The 15,247-nt window shown below is 67.8% G+C and carries 13 protein-coding genes; 4 read left to right on the forward strand and 9 right to left on the reverse strand.

What is annotated here, in order from left to right; translation table 11 throughout:
* Window positions 1-37: 37 nt before the first annotated feature.
* Both rarD and V6Z91_RS08640 read right to left on the reverse strand, forming a co-directional pair.
* Window positions 38-949: an EamA family transporter RarD gene (gene rarD, locus V6Z91_RS08635; protein WP_338769220.1), complete on the reverse strand. Its 912-nt coding sequence runs from the start codon at window positions 947-949 to the stop codon at window positions 38-40.
* Window positions 946-1,386: a GNAT family N-acetyltransferase gene (locus V6Z91_RS08640; RefSeq protein WP_338769225.1), complete on the reverse strand. Its 441-nt coding sequence runs from the start codon at window positions 1,384-1,386 to the stop codon at window positions 946-948. Before V6Z91_RS08640 ends, rarD begins: the two co-directional genes overlap by 4 nt.
* A gap of 126 nt (window positions 1,387-1,512) precedes the next feature.
* Between V6Z91_RS08640 and V6Z91_RS08645 the strand changes: the two genes are divergently transcribed.
* Window positions 1,513-3,384: a potassium transporter Kup gene (locus tag V6Z91_RS08645; RefSeq protein ID WP_338769227.1), complete on the forward strand. Its 1,872-nt coding sequence runs from the start codon at window positions 1,513-1,515 to the stop codon at window positions 3,382-3,384.
* Between the two features lie 124 nt (window positions 3,385-3,508).
* Window positions 3,509-3,949 (forward strand): FKBP-type peptidyl-prolyl cis-trans isomerase, encoded by a 441-nt coding sequence (locus V6Z91_RS08650; RefSeq protein WP_338769230.1) that lies wholly within the window; start codon window positions 3,509-3,511, stop codon window positions 3,947-3,949.
* Between the two features lie 63 nt (window positions 3,950-4,012).
* Here the strand turns inward: V6Z91_RS08650 and V6Z91_RS08655 are convergent, their stop codons facing one another.
* The 3 genes from V6Z91_RS08655 to V6Z91_RS08665 form a co-directional block, all read right to left on the reverse strand.
* Window positions 4,013-6,403 carry an ABC transporter permease gene (locus V6Z91_RS08655; protein WP_338769233.1) on the reverse strand — a complete coding sequence of 797 codons (2,391 nt, stop codon included), beginning with the start codon at window positions 6,401-6,403 and terminating at the stop codon, window positions 4,013-4,015.
* A gap of 117 nt (window positions 6,404-6,520) precedes the next feature.
* A complete protein-coding gene (locus tag V6Z91_RS08660) occupies window positions 6,521-7,201 on the reverse strand; it encodes an ABC transporter ATP-binding protein (RefSeq protein WP_338769236.1) in 681 nt (226 codons plus the stop codon).
* 29 nt (window positions 7,202-7,230) lie between these two features.
* Window positions 7,231-8,520, reverse strand: coding sequence for an efflux RND transporter periplasmic adaptor subunit (locus V6Z91_RS08665; protein WP_338769239.1), 1,290 nt, complete (start codon window positions 8,518-8,520; stop codon window positions 7,231-7,233).
* A 173-nt stretch (window positions 8,521-8,693) separates the two neighbouring features.
* Here V6Z91_RS08665 and V6Z91_RS08670 point away from each other — a divergent pair, with 173 nt between their 5' ends.
* Window positions 8,694-10,049, forward strand: a complete 1,356-nt coding sequence (locus V6Z91_RS08670; RefSeq protein ID WP_338769241.1) for a sigma-54 dependent transcriptional regulator — start codon at window positions 8,694-8,696, stop codon at window positions 10,047-10,049.
* Complete coding sequence (locus V6Z91_RS08675) at window positions 10,039-11,262, forward strand: HAMP domain-containing sensor histidine kinase (protein ID WP_338769243.1); 1,224 nt, start codon at window positions 10,039-10,041, stop codon at window positions 11,260-11,262. Before V6Z91_RS08670 ends, V6Z91_RS08675 begins: the two co-directional genes overlap by 11 nt.
* Window positions 11,263-11,356: 94 nt before the next feature.
* Here V6Z91_RS08675 and V6Z91_RS08680 read toward each other — a convergent pair whose 3' ends face one another.
* The 4 genes from V6Z91_RS08680 to gshA form a co-directional block, all read right to left on the reverse strand.
* Window positions 11,357-11,809, reverse strand: coding sequence for a GNAT family N-acetyltransferase (locus V6Z91_RS08680; RefSeq protein WP_338769245.1), 453 nt, complete (start codon window positions 11,807-11,809; stop codon window positions 11,357-11,359).
* Between the two features lie 69 nt (window positions 11,810-11,878).
* On the reverse strand, window positions 11,879-12,304 hold the full coding sequence (locus V6Z91_RS08685) for an organic hydroperoxide resistance protein (RefSeq protein ID WP_338769248.1): 426 nt from the start codon (window positions 12,302-12,304) through the stop codon (window positions 11,879-11,881).
* A gap of 168 nt (window positions 12,305-12,472) precedes the next feature.
* Window positions 12,473-13,516 carry a histone deacetylase family protein gene (locus V6Z91_RS08690; protein ID WP_338769251.1) on the reverse strand — a complete coding sequence of 348 codons (1,044 nt, stop codon included), beginning with the start codon at window positions 13,514-13,516 and terminating at the stop codon, window positions 12,473-12,475.
* A 13-nt stretch (window positions 13,517-13,529) separates the two neighbouring features.
* Window positions 13,530-15,125 (reverse strand): glutamate--cysteine ligase, encoded by a 1,596-nt coding sequence (gene gshA, locus V6Z91_RS08695; RefSeq protein WP_338769254.1) that lies wholly within the window; start codon window positions 15,123-15,125, stop codon window positions 13,530-13,532.
* Between the last annotated feature and the right edge of the window lie 122 nt (window positions 15,126-15,247).

The raw sequence follows: 15,247 nt of genomic DNA on the forward strand, positions 1-15,247 counted from the left end.
TAAAGAAGGTCAACAAGGATACGCCAAACGCGCGCCGCTAGCCAGCGGCCGCCGTTCGGCGCGACATCCAGAACCCCTCCGCCATGTACAGCGCCAGCGCGCTCCAGATCACGATGAAACCGGCCAGCCGTGCCTTCGAGAACGTTTCATGGAAGACGAGCAGCCCCAGGATCATCTGGATCGTGGGGGCGATATATTGCAGCATGCCCAGCACCGACAGGGGGATCTTGCGTGCCCCGGCGGCGAACAGCAGCAGCGGGATCGCCGTGATCGGCCCGGCGGCGACCAGCAGCGCGCGCGTGACGTCGTTCGGCGTGTTCACGAAGGTGTTGGCGCCATGGACCGTCAGCCACAGCACATAGCCGCCGGCCAGCGGGAACAGCAGCAGCGTCTCGAACGACAGCCCCTCCAGCGCGGCCAGCGTGGCGGTCTTGCGCAGCAGGCCGTAGGCGCCGAAGGTGGCGGCCAGCAGCAGCGCAATCCAGGGCAGGGCGCCGGCCTGCCAGGTGAGCCAGGCCACGCCGGTGGCCGCCACGCCGATGGCCAGCCATTGGCCGGCGCGCAGCCGTTCCTTCAGTACGAACAGCCCGAGCAGCACGTTGAGCAGCGGCGTGATGAAGTAACCCAGGCTGGCGTCGATCACGTGGCCGTTGTTGACGGCCCAGATATAGATGAACCAGTTGGCCGACAACAGCAGCGCGCTGGCCGCGAAGGTGGCCACGGTCTTCGGCTGCCGCAGCACGGCAGGCAGCCATTTCCATTGCTGGCGCCAGGTGAGCACGATGCACAGGAACAGCAGCGACCACACCATGCGGTGGGCCAGGATCTCCACCGGCGGCACCTCGCCGATCGCATGGAAGTACAGCGGAAACAGACCCCAGAGCAGGAAGGCGGACGTGGCGTTCAGCACGCCCGCGCTGTGCCGTTGCTCGCTGTGATGTTCCTTCATGCCAGCTCCAGGTGCAATATCGGGTAGGGATTGCCGAACGGGTCGCGCGCCGAGCGGCCCACCTGGACAAACCCCATGCGCGCATAGAAGCCGGCAGCCTGGGCGTTCTGCTCGTTGACGTCCACCTTCGTGGCGCCCAGCGTGCCGATGGCGAAGGCGGTGAGCGCGCGGCCGGCGCGGCGTCCGCGGTGGTCCGGATGCACGAACAGCATCTCGATATTGCCGTCGGCCACGCCGATGAAGGCATAGGGTGCGCCGGCGGCGTCGCGCAGGCAGTACAGTGGAGCAAACGAGCCCAGCAGGTCGCGCACCACGGGTACCAGGGCGGCAATGGCTGCTACGTCGAGGAAATCGTGCGTGGCGCGCACGGCGGCTTCCCAGACCTCGAACAGGCGGGGAACATCGGCGGCGTTCGCCTTGTCGATGGGGGTAATCATTACTGCATCCTTTCTTGAGCCGCGACCTTAACACAACGGCGCAGCAGGCGCTGGCGGGCCCGGCCTTGCTTTTCACAGGCGATTGGCCTATTGTGCAGTGCGCAAAATTTTAACTCGGGTGCAATTTTGACAAACAAGAATAACAGCCTGGCCGCGCTCACGCTGGCGGCGGTCGGCATCGTCTATGGCGACATCGGTACCAGTCCCCTCTATACCCTGAAAACCATTTTCGACCCGGAGCACGGGCTGGCGCTTTCCGAGGCAAACCTGCTGGGCGTCGTGTCGCTGATCTTCTGGGGCCTGACCATCGTCGTCTCCTTGAAGTACGTGACGCTGGTGCTGCGCGCCGACAACCGCGGCGAGGGCGGCATCATGGCCCTGATGGCGCTGGCGCTTAATTCGGTCTCGAAGCGCTCGGGCTGGCATTTCCCGCTGCTGGCACTGGGCGTGCTGGGTGCCACCATGTTCTACGGCGACAGCGTGGTAACCCCGGCCATCTCCGTGCTTGGCGCGGTGGAAGGGCTGAAAGTGGCCACTCCCGCCCTGGAGCCCTATGTGGTGCCGCTGGCCATCGTCATCCTCGTGACGCTGTATTCCGTGCAGCGCCACGGCACCGCCGGCATCGGCCGCTTCTTCGGGCCCGTGATGGTGCTCTGGTTTCTTGCACTGGCGGCGATGGGCATCGTCAACATCGTCGAGCGGCCCGACATCCTGCGCGCGCTGAACCCCCTGCACGCCGTGCACTTCATGATCGACAACGGCTTCATCGCCTTCGTCGCCCTGGGCGCCGTGGTGCTGGCCATGACCGGTGCGGAGGCCCTCTATGCCGACATGGGCCACTTCGGCAAGAAGCCGATCCGCGTGGCCTGGTTCGCCGTCGCCTTTCCCGCGCTGGCATTGAACTACTTCGGCCAGGGCGCGCTGCTGCTGCACTCGCCGGAGGCGATCACGAATCCCTTCTTCCAGCAGCTGGGCAGCTGGAGCGTGTATCCGCTCGTCGTGCTGTCCACCATGGCGGCCGTCATCGCATCGCAAGCCACCATTTCCGGCACGTTCTCGATGACCAAGCAGGCCATCGCCCTGGGCCTCTTGCCGCGCATGCGCGTGATGCACACGTCCGAACACCAGATCGGCCAGATCTATATCCCGGCCGTCAACTGGCTCCAGCTGATCGTGGTGCTGATCGCGGTGGTGGGCTTCGGATCGTCCGACGAACTGGCCGGCGCCTACGGCATCGCCGTGACGGCCACCATGCTGTGCACCACCATCCTCACGTTCTTCGTGATCCGCTACCGCTGGCACCTGCCGCTGGCGGTCTGCGTCGCCGCGACCGGCTTCTTCCTCGTGATCGACGTGCTGCTGCTGTCTTCCTGCACGCTGAAGCTGTTCCACGGCGGCTGGATGCCGCTGCTGCTCGGCGCCACGCTGTTTACGATCATGCTCACCTGGCGCACCGGCCGCCACCTGGTGTTCAACAACCTGCAAAAGCACGCGATTCCCCTCGATGCCTTCCTCGATTCGCTGTTCGTGGCACCGCCGGCGCGGGTGCCCGGCACCGCCGTGTTCCTGCGCGGCGAAAGCGATGGCGTGCCGCACGCGATGCTGCATAACCTGTCGCACAACAAGGTGCTGCACGAACGCGTAGTCTTCCTCACCGTGCATATCCTGGAAGAGCCCTACGTGGCGCGCGAGGAACAGGTGCGCATTACCGACCTGGGGCACCAGTGCTTCCAGGTCAACGTGAATTATGGCTTCAAGGACGAGCCGGACATCCCGGGCATCCTCGACCTGTGCGGCGAGCATGGCCTGCCGTTCGAGATGATGGAAACCTCGTTCTTCATCGCGCGCCAGACCGTGATCTCGGCGCCGGGCCAGGGCATGGCGCCGTGGCGCGAACACCTGTTCGTGGCCATGTCGCGCAATGCGCGGGCGGCGGCCGACTATTACCAGATCCCGCCGAACCGGGTGATCGAACTGGGCACGCAAGTCGAAATCTAGTGCACATTTTTTTGTAAGGAAATGTTGTCGGTGGAGAGCCGGGATGGCACTCTGTTAAACTTTCGCTCCACCGGCAGCATGGCCACCGTTCTCAACCTTTAAGAAACCAGTCAAGAGTGACCTTATGAAATCGATCTTCAACATTCTCGCCTCGCTGGCTTGCGCGCTGGCCTTCACCGCATGCGGCGGCAACGACGACGCGCCCGTCACCACCCCGGCACCGGAAGTCGTGACGAAAGTGGACTTGGCCGTGGGCACGGGCATCGAGGCGATCACCGGCGATAACGTGACCGTCACCTACACCGGCTGGCTGTACGACGAGACCAAGACCGAGAACAAGGGTACGCAATTCGATCAGCGCACCGCGGAAAGCCCGTACACTTTCCCTCTCGGCAAGGGTGCCGTCATTGCTGGCTGGGACCAGGGCGTGGTCGGCATGCGCCAGGGCGGCAAGCGCCGCCTGGTCGTCCCGGCAAGCCTGGGATATGGCGCCACCGCGAGCGAAAAGATTCCCGCCAATTCCAAGCTGGTGTTCGAGATCGAAATGCTGGCGATCAAGCGCTGATCGTCGATTACTCGAACAAGAATGGCGGCCCATGGGCCGCCATTTTCGTTTGGATGCGCCGTGTCAGTCTCGCAGCGCGCCCGCCGGCGGCAGCCGCAGCGCCGCCACTGCATGGCGGGCGGTAGCCAGCAGTGCCACCAGGGCGGCCAGCAGCGTGGCCAGCACGAGCGGCCACTGGCCCAGCGGCGCGCGTTCCACGAAACCGGCCAGGTAGCGTTCGATCGCCAGCCAGGCCAGCGGCAAGCCCACCAGTGCCCCCGCCGCCAGCAGCGCGGCGAATTCACGCCCCAGCAATCGGGCGATCGCCCCCTTGCCGGCGCCATACAGCTTGCGCAGCACGATCTGGCGGCGGTTGCGCTGCACGCTGTAGGCGGCCAGCACATAGATGCCGAACGCGGCCAGGCCTACCGCCAGCACGCTGGCCATGCCCAGCATGCCGGCCAGCCGGGCGTCTGCCTGGTAAGACTGCGCGAACAGGCCGGCCGCCGGCTGCACGGTCATGATGCGGTCAGGGAAATAGCGCTGCCACAGCGGTGCCAGCGCGCGCTCTACCTCATCCATGCTCGCCCCGGTGCGCAACGTCAGCACACCGTAATCGGGCCGCAGCAGGTAGACGACCGCTTCGGTCTGCCGGCGCAGGTCGTTGTGGCGGATATCCGGGGCGATGCCAACCACGGTGCCGTTCTGCGCGAATGGCGCCTGCCCGACCGTGCCTTGCGGATTGCCGTAGCCCAGGGTCCTGGCGGCGGCCGCGTTCAGCACCAGCGCATCGCCGGCGGCCCGGTCGGTGCCGGCCGTGAACAGCCGGCCGAACAGGGCCCGCACGCCATACACCTCGAAGTACTCCGGCGACACCGGCTTGATTTCCATGCGCAGGTCGCGCCCATCGCGCGTGCGAAAGCTCTGCACGATCTTGTAGCCGTCGCGGCCGACCGCCTCGGAAGACAGCGCCACCCCACCCGCCATCGGCAGGTGCCGCACGGCTTGCGCGAAGGCCTGCATCGCCGGCGCTTTCGCATCCACCGGCAAGTCCACCGTCACCAGCTGCTCCGGATCGAAGCCGGGGTCGGCATGGGTGGCGAAGCGCGTTTGCCAGGCGACGGCGATCGCCATCGCGCCCAGTGCGATGGCCGTGGCGAATTGCAGCACCGTCAAGGCGCGGCGCAGCCACAGGCCGCCGGCCGTTTCGCTGTTGTCGCGCCCCGCCAGCGCCGCCGCCGGCCGCACGCGCAAGGCCACCAGTGCCGGCCAGCCGCCGGCCACCACCCCGGTCAGCAGCGCGGCCAGCAGGGCGAGGGCGATGCGCGCGGGGCTGAAGAATCCCTCCAGGGTGCGGTCGACCAGGCCGGCGAACGTGGGCAGCAGCAGCCACGCCAGCGCCACGCCCAGCACGGCGGCGAGCAGGGCGACGAGGACTGCTTCGGCGATGAACTGCCCGGCCATGCGCGGCGCGCTGGCGCCGAGCAGCTTGCGCAGACCCGACTCGCGCTGGCGCTGCTGGGCGCGCACCGTGGCCAGGTTCACGTAGTTCGTCACGGCCAGCAGCAGGATCAGCAGCGCTATGCCTGCCAGGCCCAGCACGGTTGCGCGCTTGCCGTGGTCGGCGCCGGCGCGGCTGGCCGCCAGGTCCGGGTCGAAGTAGGCATCCGGCAGCGGCAGCAGCTTCACCTCGGTGGCGGGACCTTGCAGCGTCTTGCCCATGGGGCTGGCGCGCACGCGCTGTTCCATCGGCGACCCGTCGACGGCCTTCTGCAACTGGGCTTCGAGCTGCGCGGCGCTGGCGCCGGCTTTCAACTTCACGAAGACCCCGCCGCGTTTCCAGTCCGGAACCGCCGTGCGGTCGGCAGCGGGGCGGGCGCGGCTCAAGGGACCGGTGAGCGCATCCCAGGTGGTGGTGGCATTGGCCGGAACGTCGGGCAGCAGGGCCGTCACCTGCAGCGTTTCGCCGTTCACCTGCACGGTGCGGCCCAGTATGCCCTCGGCACTGCCGAACAGGCGGCGCGCGGCCGCCCGCGTGACGGCCAGCGCCTCCGGCCGCGTCAATGCCGCCTGCAAGTCGCCCGCCAGCGGTACAAGGCCGAAGATGCCGGCGAAGGCGGGATCCACCGCCACCACGGTCATTTCGTGCAGGTGGGCCCCGGCCCGCACGGCCTCGCGCATGCGCACGGCGATGCTGGCCTGTTCGGCCAGGCCGCTGTCCAGGGCGGCCCGGGCCAGCGGCAGCAGGGACCGGGTATCCCACTCGGGCCGCGGGAAGACGTTGATGCGCTGTTTTACGACTGCCACGCGCGCGGCGTCGGGCACATGGCTGTCGTAGGTGAAGCAGTAGCGCACATAGCCGAGCAGCAGGAAACAGGCGGCGCAGGCCAGTGCCAGCCCGAGCACGGTCACCAGCGAAAAACCGGGCTCGCGCAGCAGCAGGCGCCAGCCGATACGAAAGTCGCGTAAGGTCATCTTCTCATCCTCGCAGGACCGCTGCCCGCGCGGTGCGCGGGCAGCCCGGGATCGAAATGCCGGTCGTGCATGCCGGCGCCGCATCGGCCAGCTGGCCCCAGGCGAGGCGCAGGGATTTCATGCGGCACGCAGGGCGTCGACGATGATGCGGCCGTCGAGCAGGTTCAGCGTGCGCGAAGCCTGCGCCGCGTGGGCCGGCGAGTGCGTCACCATCACGACCGTGGTGCCCTCGGCATTGATGGTGCGCAGGAGGCGCATCACGTCGTCGCCGTGCGCCGTATCGAGGTTGCCGGTCGGTTCGTCGGCCAGCAGGATCGCCGGGCCTGCCACGAGCGCGCGGGCGATCGCCACGCGCTGCTGCTGGCCGCCGGAGAGCTGGGACGGCCGGTGCTTCGCGCGGTGCGCCACGCCCAGCTTTTCCAGCATGGCCGCCACCTTGGTCTTGCGCTCGCGCGCCGGCATGCCGGTGTATTCGAGCGCCAGTTCCACGTTCTCGAATACGGACAATTCCTCGATCAGGTTGAAGCTCTGGAAGATGAAGCCGATGCGCCCGCGCCGCAATTCGTTCAGCCGTGATTCGCTCCAGCCCGAGACGTTGCGGCCTTCGAACCAGTAATCGCCGCTGGTGGGCACGTCCAGCAAACCCAGGACCGACAGCAGCGTGGACTTGCCGCAGCCGGAAGGGCCGGTGATGGCCACGTATTCGCCGGCGTCGATCTCGAGGTCGATGCGGTCGAGGGCGGTGGTCTGCACTTCCCCGGCCACGTGGATCTTGCTGACGCCTGACAGTTTGAGCATGGTGGTTCCTTTTGGAGAGTATGGAAAGTTTATGGCGAAACCTGCAGCCGGGTCGAGTTGCCGAAAGCGGCATAGCCCGAGACGATGACGCGCTCGCCGGGCGCGAGGCCGGACAGCACCTCGATCTGCGCGTTGTTGCGCCGGCCCGTGCGGATGGCCCGGCGTTGTGCGTGCGTGGCATCGGTGAACACGTACACCCACGCACCGCCCGAGTCGGCCACGAACGCGCCGTTCGGCAGCAGCAGGGCCGGCGCCGGTTCGCCCAGCGTGATCTGCGCGTCCAGGCTCTGGCCGGGACTGAGCGCCGGCTGGCCGGCGGTGAACAGCAGCTCGGCGGTAAAGCGGCCTTCCTTGATCTGCGGGTAGACGGTGCCGACCTTGACGGGGTAGCGGCGGCCGTCCTGCGTGACCACGCCGAGGCGCCCGACGGACACGCGGTTCAGGTAGTACTCGTCCACCAGGGCGGCGAGCTTGAAGCGTTGCGGATCGTCGATGCGGCCCACGCGCTTGCCTGTGACGATCGACTCGCCCACCTGCAGCCGAAAGTCCGTGAGCCGGCCCGCGACCGGGGCGCGCACGGCCAGCGCATCGACGGTCTGCTCGACGAGCCGCAGCCCGGTGGCCAGGCCCAGGATGGTTTCCTCCAGGCGGCCCAGCGCGTTGCCGCGCACCTTGTCCTCGGCGGCGTTGCTTTCCTGTTCCAGCGCCACCGCGCGCCGGGCCTTGTCGCGCTTGTCCCGCGCCTCTTCCAGTGCCACGGCCGAGACGAAACCCTGCGCGGCCAGCCGCGCCGTGCGCGCATGGGTCTTCTCGGCCTGCTCCAGCGCGAACGACAGGTCGTCCAGCCGGCGCTGGCGCTCGGTGCGGTTGCTCTGCTCGGCCACCCGCAGCGTGGACAGGTTCGAGATCTGCTGTGCGTATTCCGACTGGCGCGCCAGCAGTTCCAGGTTGCGCTGCGGGTTCGAGATACGGAACAGCAGCTGCCCCTTTTCAACCAGGTCGCCGTCGCGCGCATACACCTCTTCGATGCGGCCCGATTCCACCGAATCGAGCATCACCGCGGTCAGCGGTTCGGCGTTGGCGCGCACGGCGATATCGTCGCGGAAGATGCCCCGTTCCACGGTGGCCACGCGCAAGTCGGCGGCCGCCACCTGCAGGCCGCGCGGCATCCAGTGCCAGATCGCGAAGCCGGCGGCGCAGAGCGCCAGCAGGGCGGCGCCGGCCAGCGCGATGGCGCGGCCGCGGCGGCGCGGAACGATCGTGTCCATGGCCGCGCCGCTCGCCGGCCGATGGTGGGAAGAGGGAGGCATGATGTGCATGGCCTTCCTGTTGCAAACCATGTGCCAAGGCGTTTTCGGGGGCTTTCGGGGGGTGTTTGTCCAGAAGCGGACAAGGCGGGGTGTCCGGTTCCGGACACCGGCGCGAAAGCGCTATTCGCTGCGCGGATGGCACTGCTAGAATGCCCCGATCGCAACTGCGGGTTGACCATTCCATGCTTGACTCAGTGCTCCATTCAGCCGCCCGGATCCTGATCCTCGACGACGATGCCGACGTGGCCTGCGCGGCGCGCATGCTGCTGCGCCGCCGCCACGGCGAGGTCGCGGTGCTGCACGATCCGGGGCAGCTCGAAGGCGTGCTGGCGCGCGGCGTGCCCGACGTGGTGCTGCTGGACTTTAACTTCACGCCCGGCCGCACCGACGGCGCGGAAGGCCTGGCCGCGCTGGACGTGTTGCGCCGCCAGCCGCATCCGCCGGCCGTGATCGCGTTGACCGCGTATGCCGACGTGCCGCTGGCGGTGGAGGCATTGAAGCGCGGCGCCGCCGATTTCATTACCAAGCCCTGGGATAACGCCCGGCTCGTGGCGGCTGTCGATGCGGCCCTGGCGCGGCGCCGGCCGGTGGCGGAGCACGGCGCTTCGGCGCTGATGGGCGACTCGGCACCGATGCAGGCGGTGCGCGCAATGATCGCCGGCGTGGCGCCCACCGAGGCCAATGTGATGGTGCTGGGCGAGAACGGCGTGGGCAAGGAACTGGTGGCGCGCGCGCTGCACGCGCAGTCGCGGCGCGCCGGCGGCACTTTCCTGTCGGTGGACATGGGCGCACTGCCGGAATCCACGTTCGAGAGCGAGTTGTTCGGGCATCGCAAGGGCTCGTTCACCGATGCGAAGGCCGACCGGGCCGGCCGCTTCCAGGCCGCGCGCAGCGGCACGCTGTTCCTCGACGAGATCGGCAACATGCCGCTGGCCGCGCAGGCCAAGCTGCTGACGGCGCTGGAGCGGCGCGAGGTGACGCCGATCGGCGCCGACCGGCCGGAGAGCGTGGACGTGCGCATCGTCAGCGCCACGAACCTGGATGAAGCGCGGCTGTTCGATGCCGCCGTGTTCCGCGCCGACCTGCTGTTCCGGTTGAACACCATCGTGATCCGCGTGCCGCCGCTGCGCGAGCGGCCGGGCGACGTGCCGCTGCTGCTGCGGCATTACCTGGCGCTGTACGAGAAGCAGTATGGACGGCCGGCGCGCGCGGTGGCGCCGGCGGCGCTCGAGGCGCTGTGCGCGCATCCGTGGCCCGGCAATGTGCGGGCGTTGCGGCACGCCTGCGAACGGGCCGTGATCCTGGGCGCCCGTGCCGATTACGGCATCGAGGACTTCGGGCTGGCCAGCATCGGCGCGCCGGCGGCCGCGCCGGCTTTGCCGGTGCAGTTGCGCGAAGAAGCCACGCTGTCGTCGCTCGAGCGCGATGCCATCGCCGCCGCGCTGGCGCAGGCGCAGGGGAACATCAGCCATGCGGCGCGCATGCTGGGCGTTTCGCGCGCCGCGCTGTACCGCAAGCTGGACAAGCATGGCATCTGAGCGGGGCCTGCGGCTCGGCGTGGTGGTGGCCAGCGGCGCGCTTGCCGCGCTGGCGGCGTGCGCCGCGTCGGTGACGGATTCGCCGCGCCTGCAGGTGCTGTGCGGGCTTGGTGCCATGGCGGCGGCGGCCATGCTGTGGCGTTGCCTGGGCAGGCTGCAGTTGCCACCGGTGCGGCCCGAAATGCCGGCCTCGCCGGGGCCGTGGCCTGCCTCGGCGTCCGTGCTGGCGCTGGAAGCGCGGCTCGAACATGCGCCGATCGCCCTGTTTCGCATCGATGGCCTGTCCGGCGCGGGCACCACCACGCCGGTGAATGCGAACGCGCGGCGGCTCGTCGCCCCCGGCCGCGCCAGCGACCCGGAGGCGCTGTACACGCTTCTTGCCGCGCAACCGCCGGACGAGCGCCGCCTCGTCAGCTTCGATACCGAGCGCGGGCTGGAACGGGCCATGGTGGCCGTCTCCACGCTGTCCGTGCAGGGCGAGGGCCAGCGGCTGGTGGCGCTGATGCCGGTGGAAAGCCAGCTCGAAGCCGAAGCGCTCAATGCCTGGCGCCAGCTGGTGCACGTGCTCACGCACGAGATCATGAATTCGCTGACGCCGGTGGCGTCGCTGTCCCGCACCGCGCACGACCTGCTGGGCGAATTGTCGGCCGACTTGCCGGCAGATGCATCGGAAGACCTGGCCACCGCGCTCGATGCCATCGCGCGGCGGGCGGCCAGTCTGGTCGACTTCGTGTCGAGCTACCGCAGCCTGTCGACCCTGCCGCAGGCCCAGCCCGAGCGCGTCCACCTGGGGCGGCTGTTCGCCCGGCTGGCGGCCCTTGTTGGCCCGGACTGGCAGACCCGCGGCGGCAGCGCCGAGTTCTCCGTCGAACCGGCCTCGCTGGAAGTGATGGTCGATCCCGGCCAGCTGGAACAGGCGCTGATCAACCTGCTGAAGAACGCCTGCGAGGCGACCGCGCAAGTCGCCGCGCCGCGCGCCAGCGTCACCGCCCGGCTGGGCCGCGGCGGCCGGCTGCGCATCGAAGTCGCCGACAACGGCCCCGGCGTGCCCACCGACCTCGCGCCGCACATCTTCACGCCCTTCTTCTCCACGAAAAAACAGGGCCGCGGCATCGGCCTCGCCATGGTGCGCCAACTCGTGCACGGCAACGGCGGCACCGTCCGCTACGCCCGCTCCGTCACCACCGGCGCCCGCTTCATCGTCAGTTTCTGACAACGGGGACAGTCCCCATTGTTGTTGTTGTAAAAAATCGGGGACAGTCCCCGTTGTTGTCCCGTTGTTGGGATGCCACACGATATGCGCGCTGTCAGTGCAGCATGTCGATGTGGGGGATGCCGTCTTCGTCGTACGGCGCGCTGATGGTGGTGAAGCCGAAGCTTTGGTAGAACTTCTCGAGGCGGTGCTGGGCGCCGATGCGGATGCGGTGGCCGGGGTGCTGCTGTTCGGCGCGGCGGATGCCTTCGGCGACGAGCTGGCGGCCGATGCCGGTGCCGCGCGCGATGGCGGGCGTGAGGATGCGGCCCAGGGACATTTCGGTGTACTTCGCACCGGGTGCGAGGCAGCGCAGGTAGGCGACCAGGCGGCGTTCGCCGTCGATCGTCTGCCAGGCCATCAGGTGGTGGGCGGCTTCGTCGTAGCCGTCCAGGTCGGGATACAGGCAGGTCTGCTCCAGCACGAATACTTCCTGCCGCTGGCGCAGCACTTCGTACAGGTCCCTGCGGGGGATGCTTTCAAACTCCAGCCACTGCCATTCGATCATGTCGACGCCCGGTATATAACCCTATATAAAACGAGCATTGTATGGCAGCGGCCGGAGCCGCCCAACTATTTAAACGATCGTCAGCGTGACGTCGATATTGCCGCGGGTGGCGTTGGAGTACGGGCAGACGATGTGGGCAGCCTGCACCAGCTTCTCGGCCGTTTCACGGTCCAGGCCCGGCAGCGAGATCTTCAGTTCCACTTCGATGCCGAAGCCGGTCGGGATCGGGCCGATGCCCACGCTGGCGTCGATCGAGGTGTCCGCCGGCACGGCGATCTTGTCGCGGCCGCCCACGAATTTCAGCGCGCCGATGAAGCAGGCCGAGTAACCGGCAGCGAACAGCTGTTCCGGGTTGGTGCCTTCGGCACCGTTGCCGCCCAGTTCCTTCGGCGTGGTCAGCTTCACATCCAGCACGCCATCGCTGGAGACGGAACGGCCTTCGCGGCCACCGGTGGATTTGGCATTGGCACGGTACAGGACTTTTTCGATCGACATGATGCTTTCCTTTCAGTTAGGTAACGTTCGATTCAATAGCGCACTAGTTTTGGTTTGCGCATCGACTTGCTGCTTACTGCCTGGGACGCTGTTCGCGTCGTCCATGTGCCCACTATACATAGCGCGCGATCCAATTGCAAGCGATATTTTTTGTCGATACCAGCACGGCTATAGTGCGGTCTCGAACCCTTCCAGCACGTTGACGATATTCGTTCCAAGCTCGCGCAGCGGACTGCCGCCCTCGAATACGAAGCAGGTCGGCAGGTTCAGCCACGCCAGCCGCTCGCCCAATCGCAGGTAATCGCCGCCCGCCAGGCCGAAGCCCCCATGCGCCTCGCCCTGGAACGTATTGGCGCCCAAGGCAACCACCAGCGCCTCCGGCCGGTACATCGACAGCCGCACGCAAGCCGTTTCCAGCGCCGCGAACCATGCCTGGGCGGCGGTCCCGGCCGGCAACGGCAGGTTGACGTTGTAGCCGTGTCCCGCGCCGGCGCCCGTTTCATCGGCATGCCCGCTGAAGAAGGGATAGGCGCTGCGCGGTTCGGCGTGGATCGACAGGCACAGCACATCGGGCCGCTCGTAGAAGATCCCCTGCGTGCCGCTGCCGTGGTAATAGTCGACGTCCAGCACGGCCACGCGTTGCAGGCCGTCGTCGAGCAGGTGCTGGGCGGCGAGCGCCGCATTGTTCAGGTAGCAGCCGCCGCCGAAGAAGTCGGTGCCGGCATGGTGACCGGGCGGCCGCGTCAGCGCGAAGCTGCCGCGCTCGCCCACGCGCAGCGCATGCGCCGCGTTGACGGCACAGTCGGCGCCCGTTTTCGCGGCCACCCACGTGCCCGAGGTCAGCGGCGTGGTGGTATCGATCGAGTACAGGCCGAGGCGGGCGCCAAGATCGTCCGGCTCGATGTCGGCGCGCAGCGTGCGCACCGGCCATTGGGATGCGAAGGCATCGCGACCGGCATGGGCGGGCGACTGGGCCGCCCATTCGTTCCAGGCATTGCGCAGGAAGTGCAGGTAACGGGGCGCATGCACGCGCTCGAGCGACATCAGCGGCACGCCGTGCGGCGTGACGATCCGCCCCAGCCCGCGGCGCCCCAGCTCGGCGAGGATGCCGTCGACGCGCTCCGGCGTATCACGCGTGGGCGTGGCATGCCCCTGCACGAGTTCGTGCCGTGGGCGCAGCTGGCCGTGCTGTTCGTTGTAGAAGGTCAGCACGCCCAGGCCCGCGTCAGGGGTGGTTGGGGCAAAGGTTGCTGGCGCGGTAGGCTTTCACGTAGTCGTCGAAGCTGCCCGTCTGCGTGCGCTCCAGTTCGGCCTGCTCGGTCATGGATTTTTCCGCCAGGTCGCTGAAATACGCTTCCTGTTCCGCGCTGGGCGGATGAGCCCGGAAGAAGGCGGCGTGCTTCCGGCTTTGCGCCAGGCCGAAGGCGGCGAACGAATTGCCATGTTGCGCCAGTTCGCGCAGCACGGCGGCCGACGGCGTGCGGTCCGGATCGGCCAGCTTCGGGGCCTGCTGCGCCAGCGCATCGGCATGCTGGGTGTCGCCGCGCAGGGCATCGAGCAGTTCGGCGGCAGGGCGGATCTTTTCCAGCAGTTCCTCGCCCCACGCACGCAGGGCGATTTCCTGGCCGTCGCGGGTCAGCGTCAGGCCCGGGCGGCGGCCTTCCTTCACGGTGCGGGCGAAGTTGCGGGCAAGGATCTCGCCTTCCTCTTCCGAGATGGGCGGGCTCTCCTCGAGCGCGCAGTACAGCAGGAAGGCGTCGAGGAAGCGGCCGGTCGTGAGGGCGACGCCGACCGGTTCGAACGGATCGACGTCCAGGCAGCGCACCTCGATGTATTGCACGCCGCGGTTGCACAGCGCCTGGATCGGCCGCTCGCCCGTGCGGATCACGCGCTTGGGCCGTATCGTGGAGTAGTACTCGTTCTCGATCTGGATCACGTTCGTCGAGAGCTGGATCCATTCGCCGTTCGCATCGCGCGTGCCGATCTTCTGGTACGGCTCGTACGGCTGGTTGACCGCGCGGGTCAAGGTGGCCACGTAGCTGTCCAGGCTGTTCTCATGCGGGCGCAGGCCCGATTGCGCATCGTTCTGGTAGCCCAGGTCGCTCATGCGCAGGCTGGTGGCATGGGGCAGGTAGAGCGTGTCGGCCGACAGGGTTTCCAGCTTGTGCGGGCGGCCGCGCAGGAAGCTGCTGTTCAGTGCCGGCGACGTGCCGAACAGGTACATCAGCAGCCAGCTGTTGCGGCGGAAATTGCGGATCAGCGACAGGTAGGCTTCGGACTGGTAAGCCGTCGGCGACAGGGCCGTCCCGGCCGGCTCGTTGTCGGCCAGGATGCGCCAGAGTTGTTCATCCAGCGAGTAGTTGTAGTGGATGCCGGCGATGCATTGCATGGCCTTGCCGTAGCGTACCGCCAGGCCGCGGCGATACACGTGCTTGAGCATGCCCAGGTTCGACTTGCCGTACCAGGCGATCTGGATATCCTCTTCGGCCGGCAACTGGCAGGGCATCGATTCGCTCCACAGCAGCTCGTCGCCCAGCTTGCTGTAGGCGAAGCGGTGGATGCCGTCCAGCTTGTCCAGCGTGGTGGCGATATCATGCTCGGCCGGCGTAATGAACTCGGCGAGGGTTTCCGCGTAATCGGTGGTGATCTCCGGATGCGTCAGCGCCGAGCCCCAGCCGGCCGGGTGGGGCGTGCGCGCGAGGTGGCCGTCCGGCTGCACCCGCAGGGTTTCCCGTTCGATGCCTCGCAAGCCGCCCCGCAGCACGTCGCGGTGCCGGTCGTCGGCCAGCAGGGCCAGGCGGCGCGTCAGTAGATTGGACAATTGGCTTTCCTTTCTGTGCATCAGACCAAAATTGGTGCGAGAGTAACCGAAATTGCAAAGTCGCGTATGCCGACGCTCCAAAGCGCCCCGATCGGCGGATTCTAGCAAAGCGCTACCGCCCG

The organism is Massilia sp. METH4 (assembly GCF_037094685.1).
In the GTDB taxonomy this organism is placed as follows: Bacteria; Pseudomonadota; Gammaproteobacteria; order Burkholderiales; family Burkholderiaceae_D; genus Rugamonas.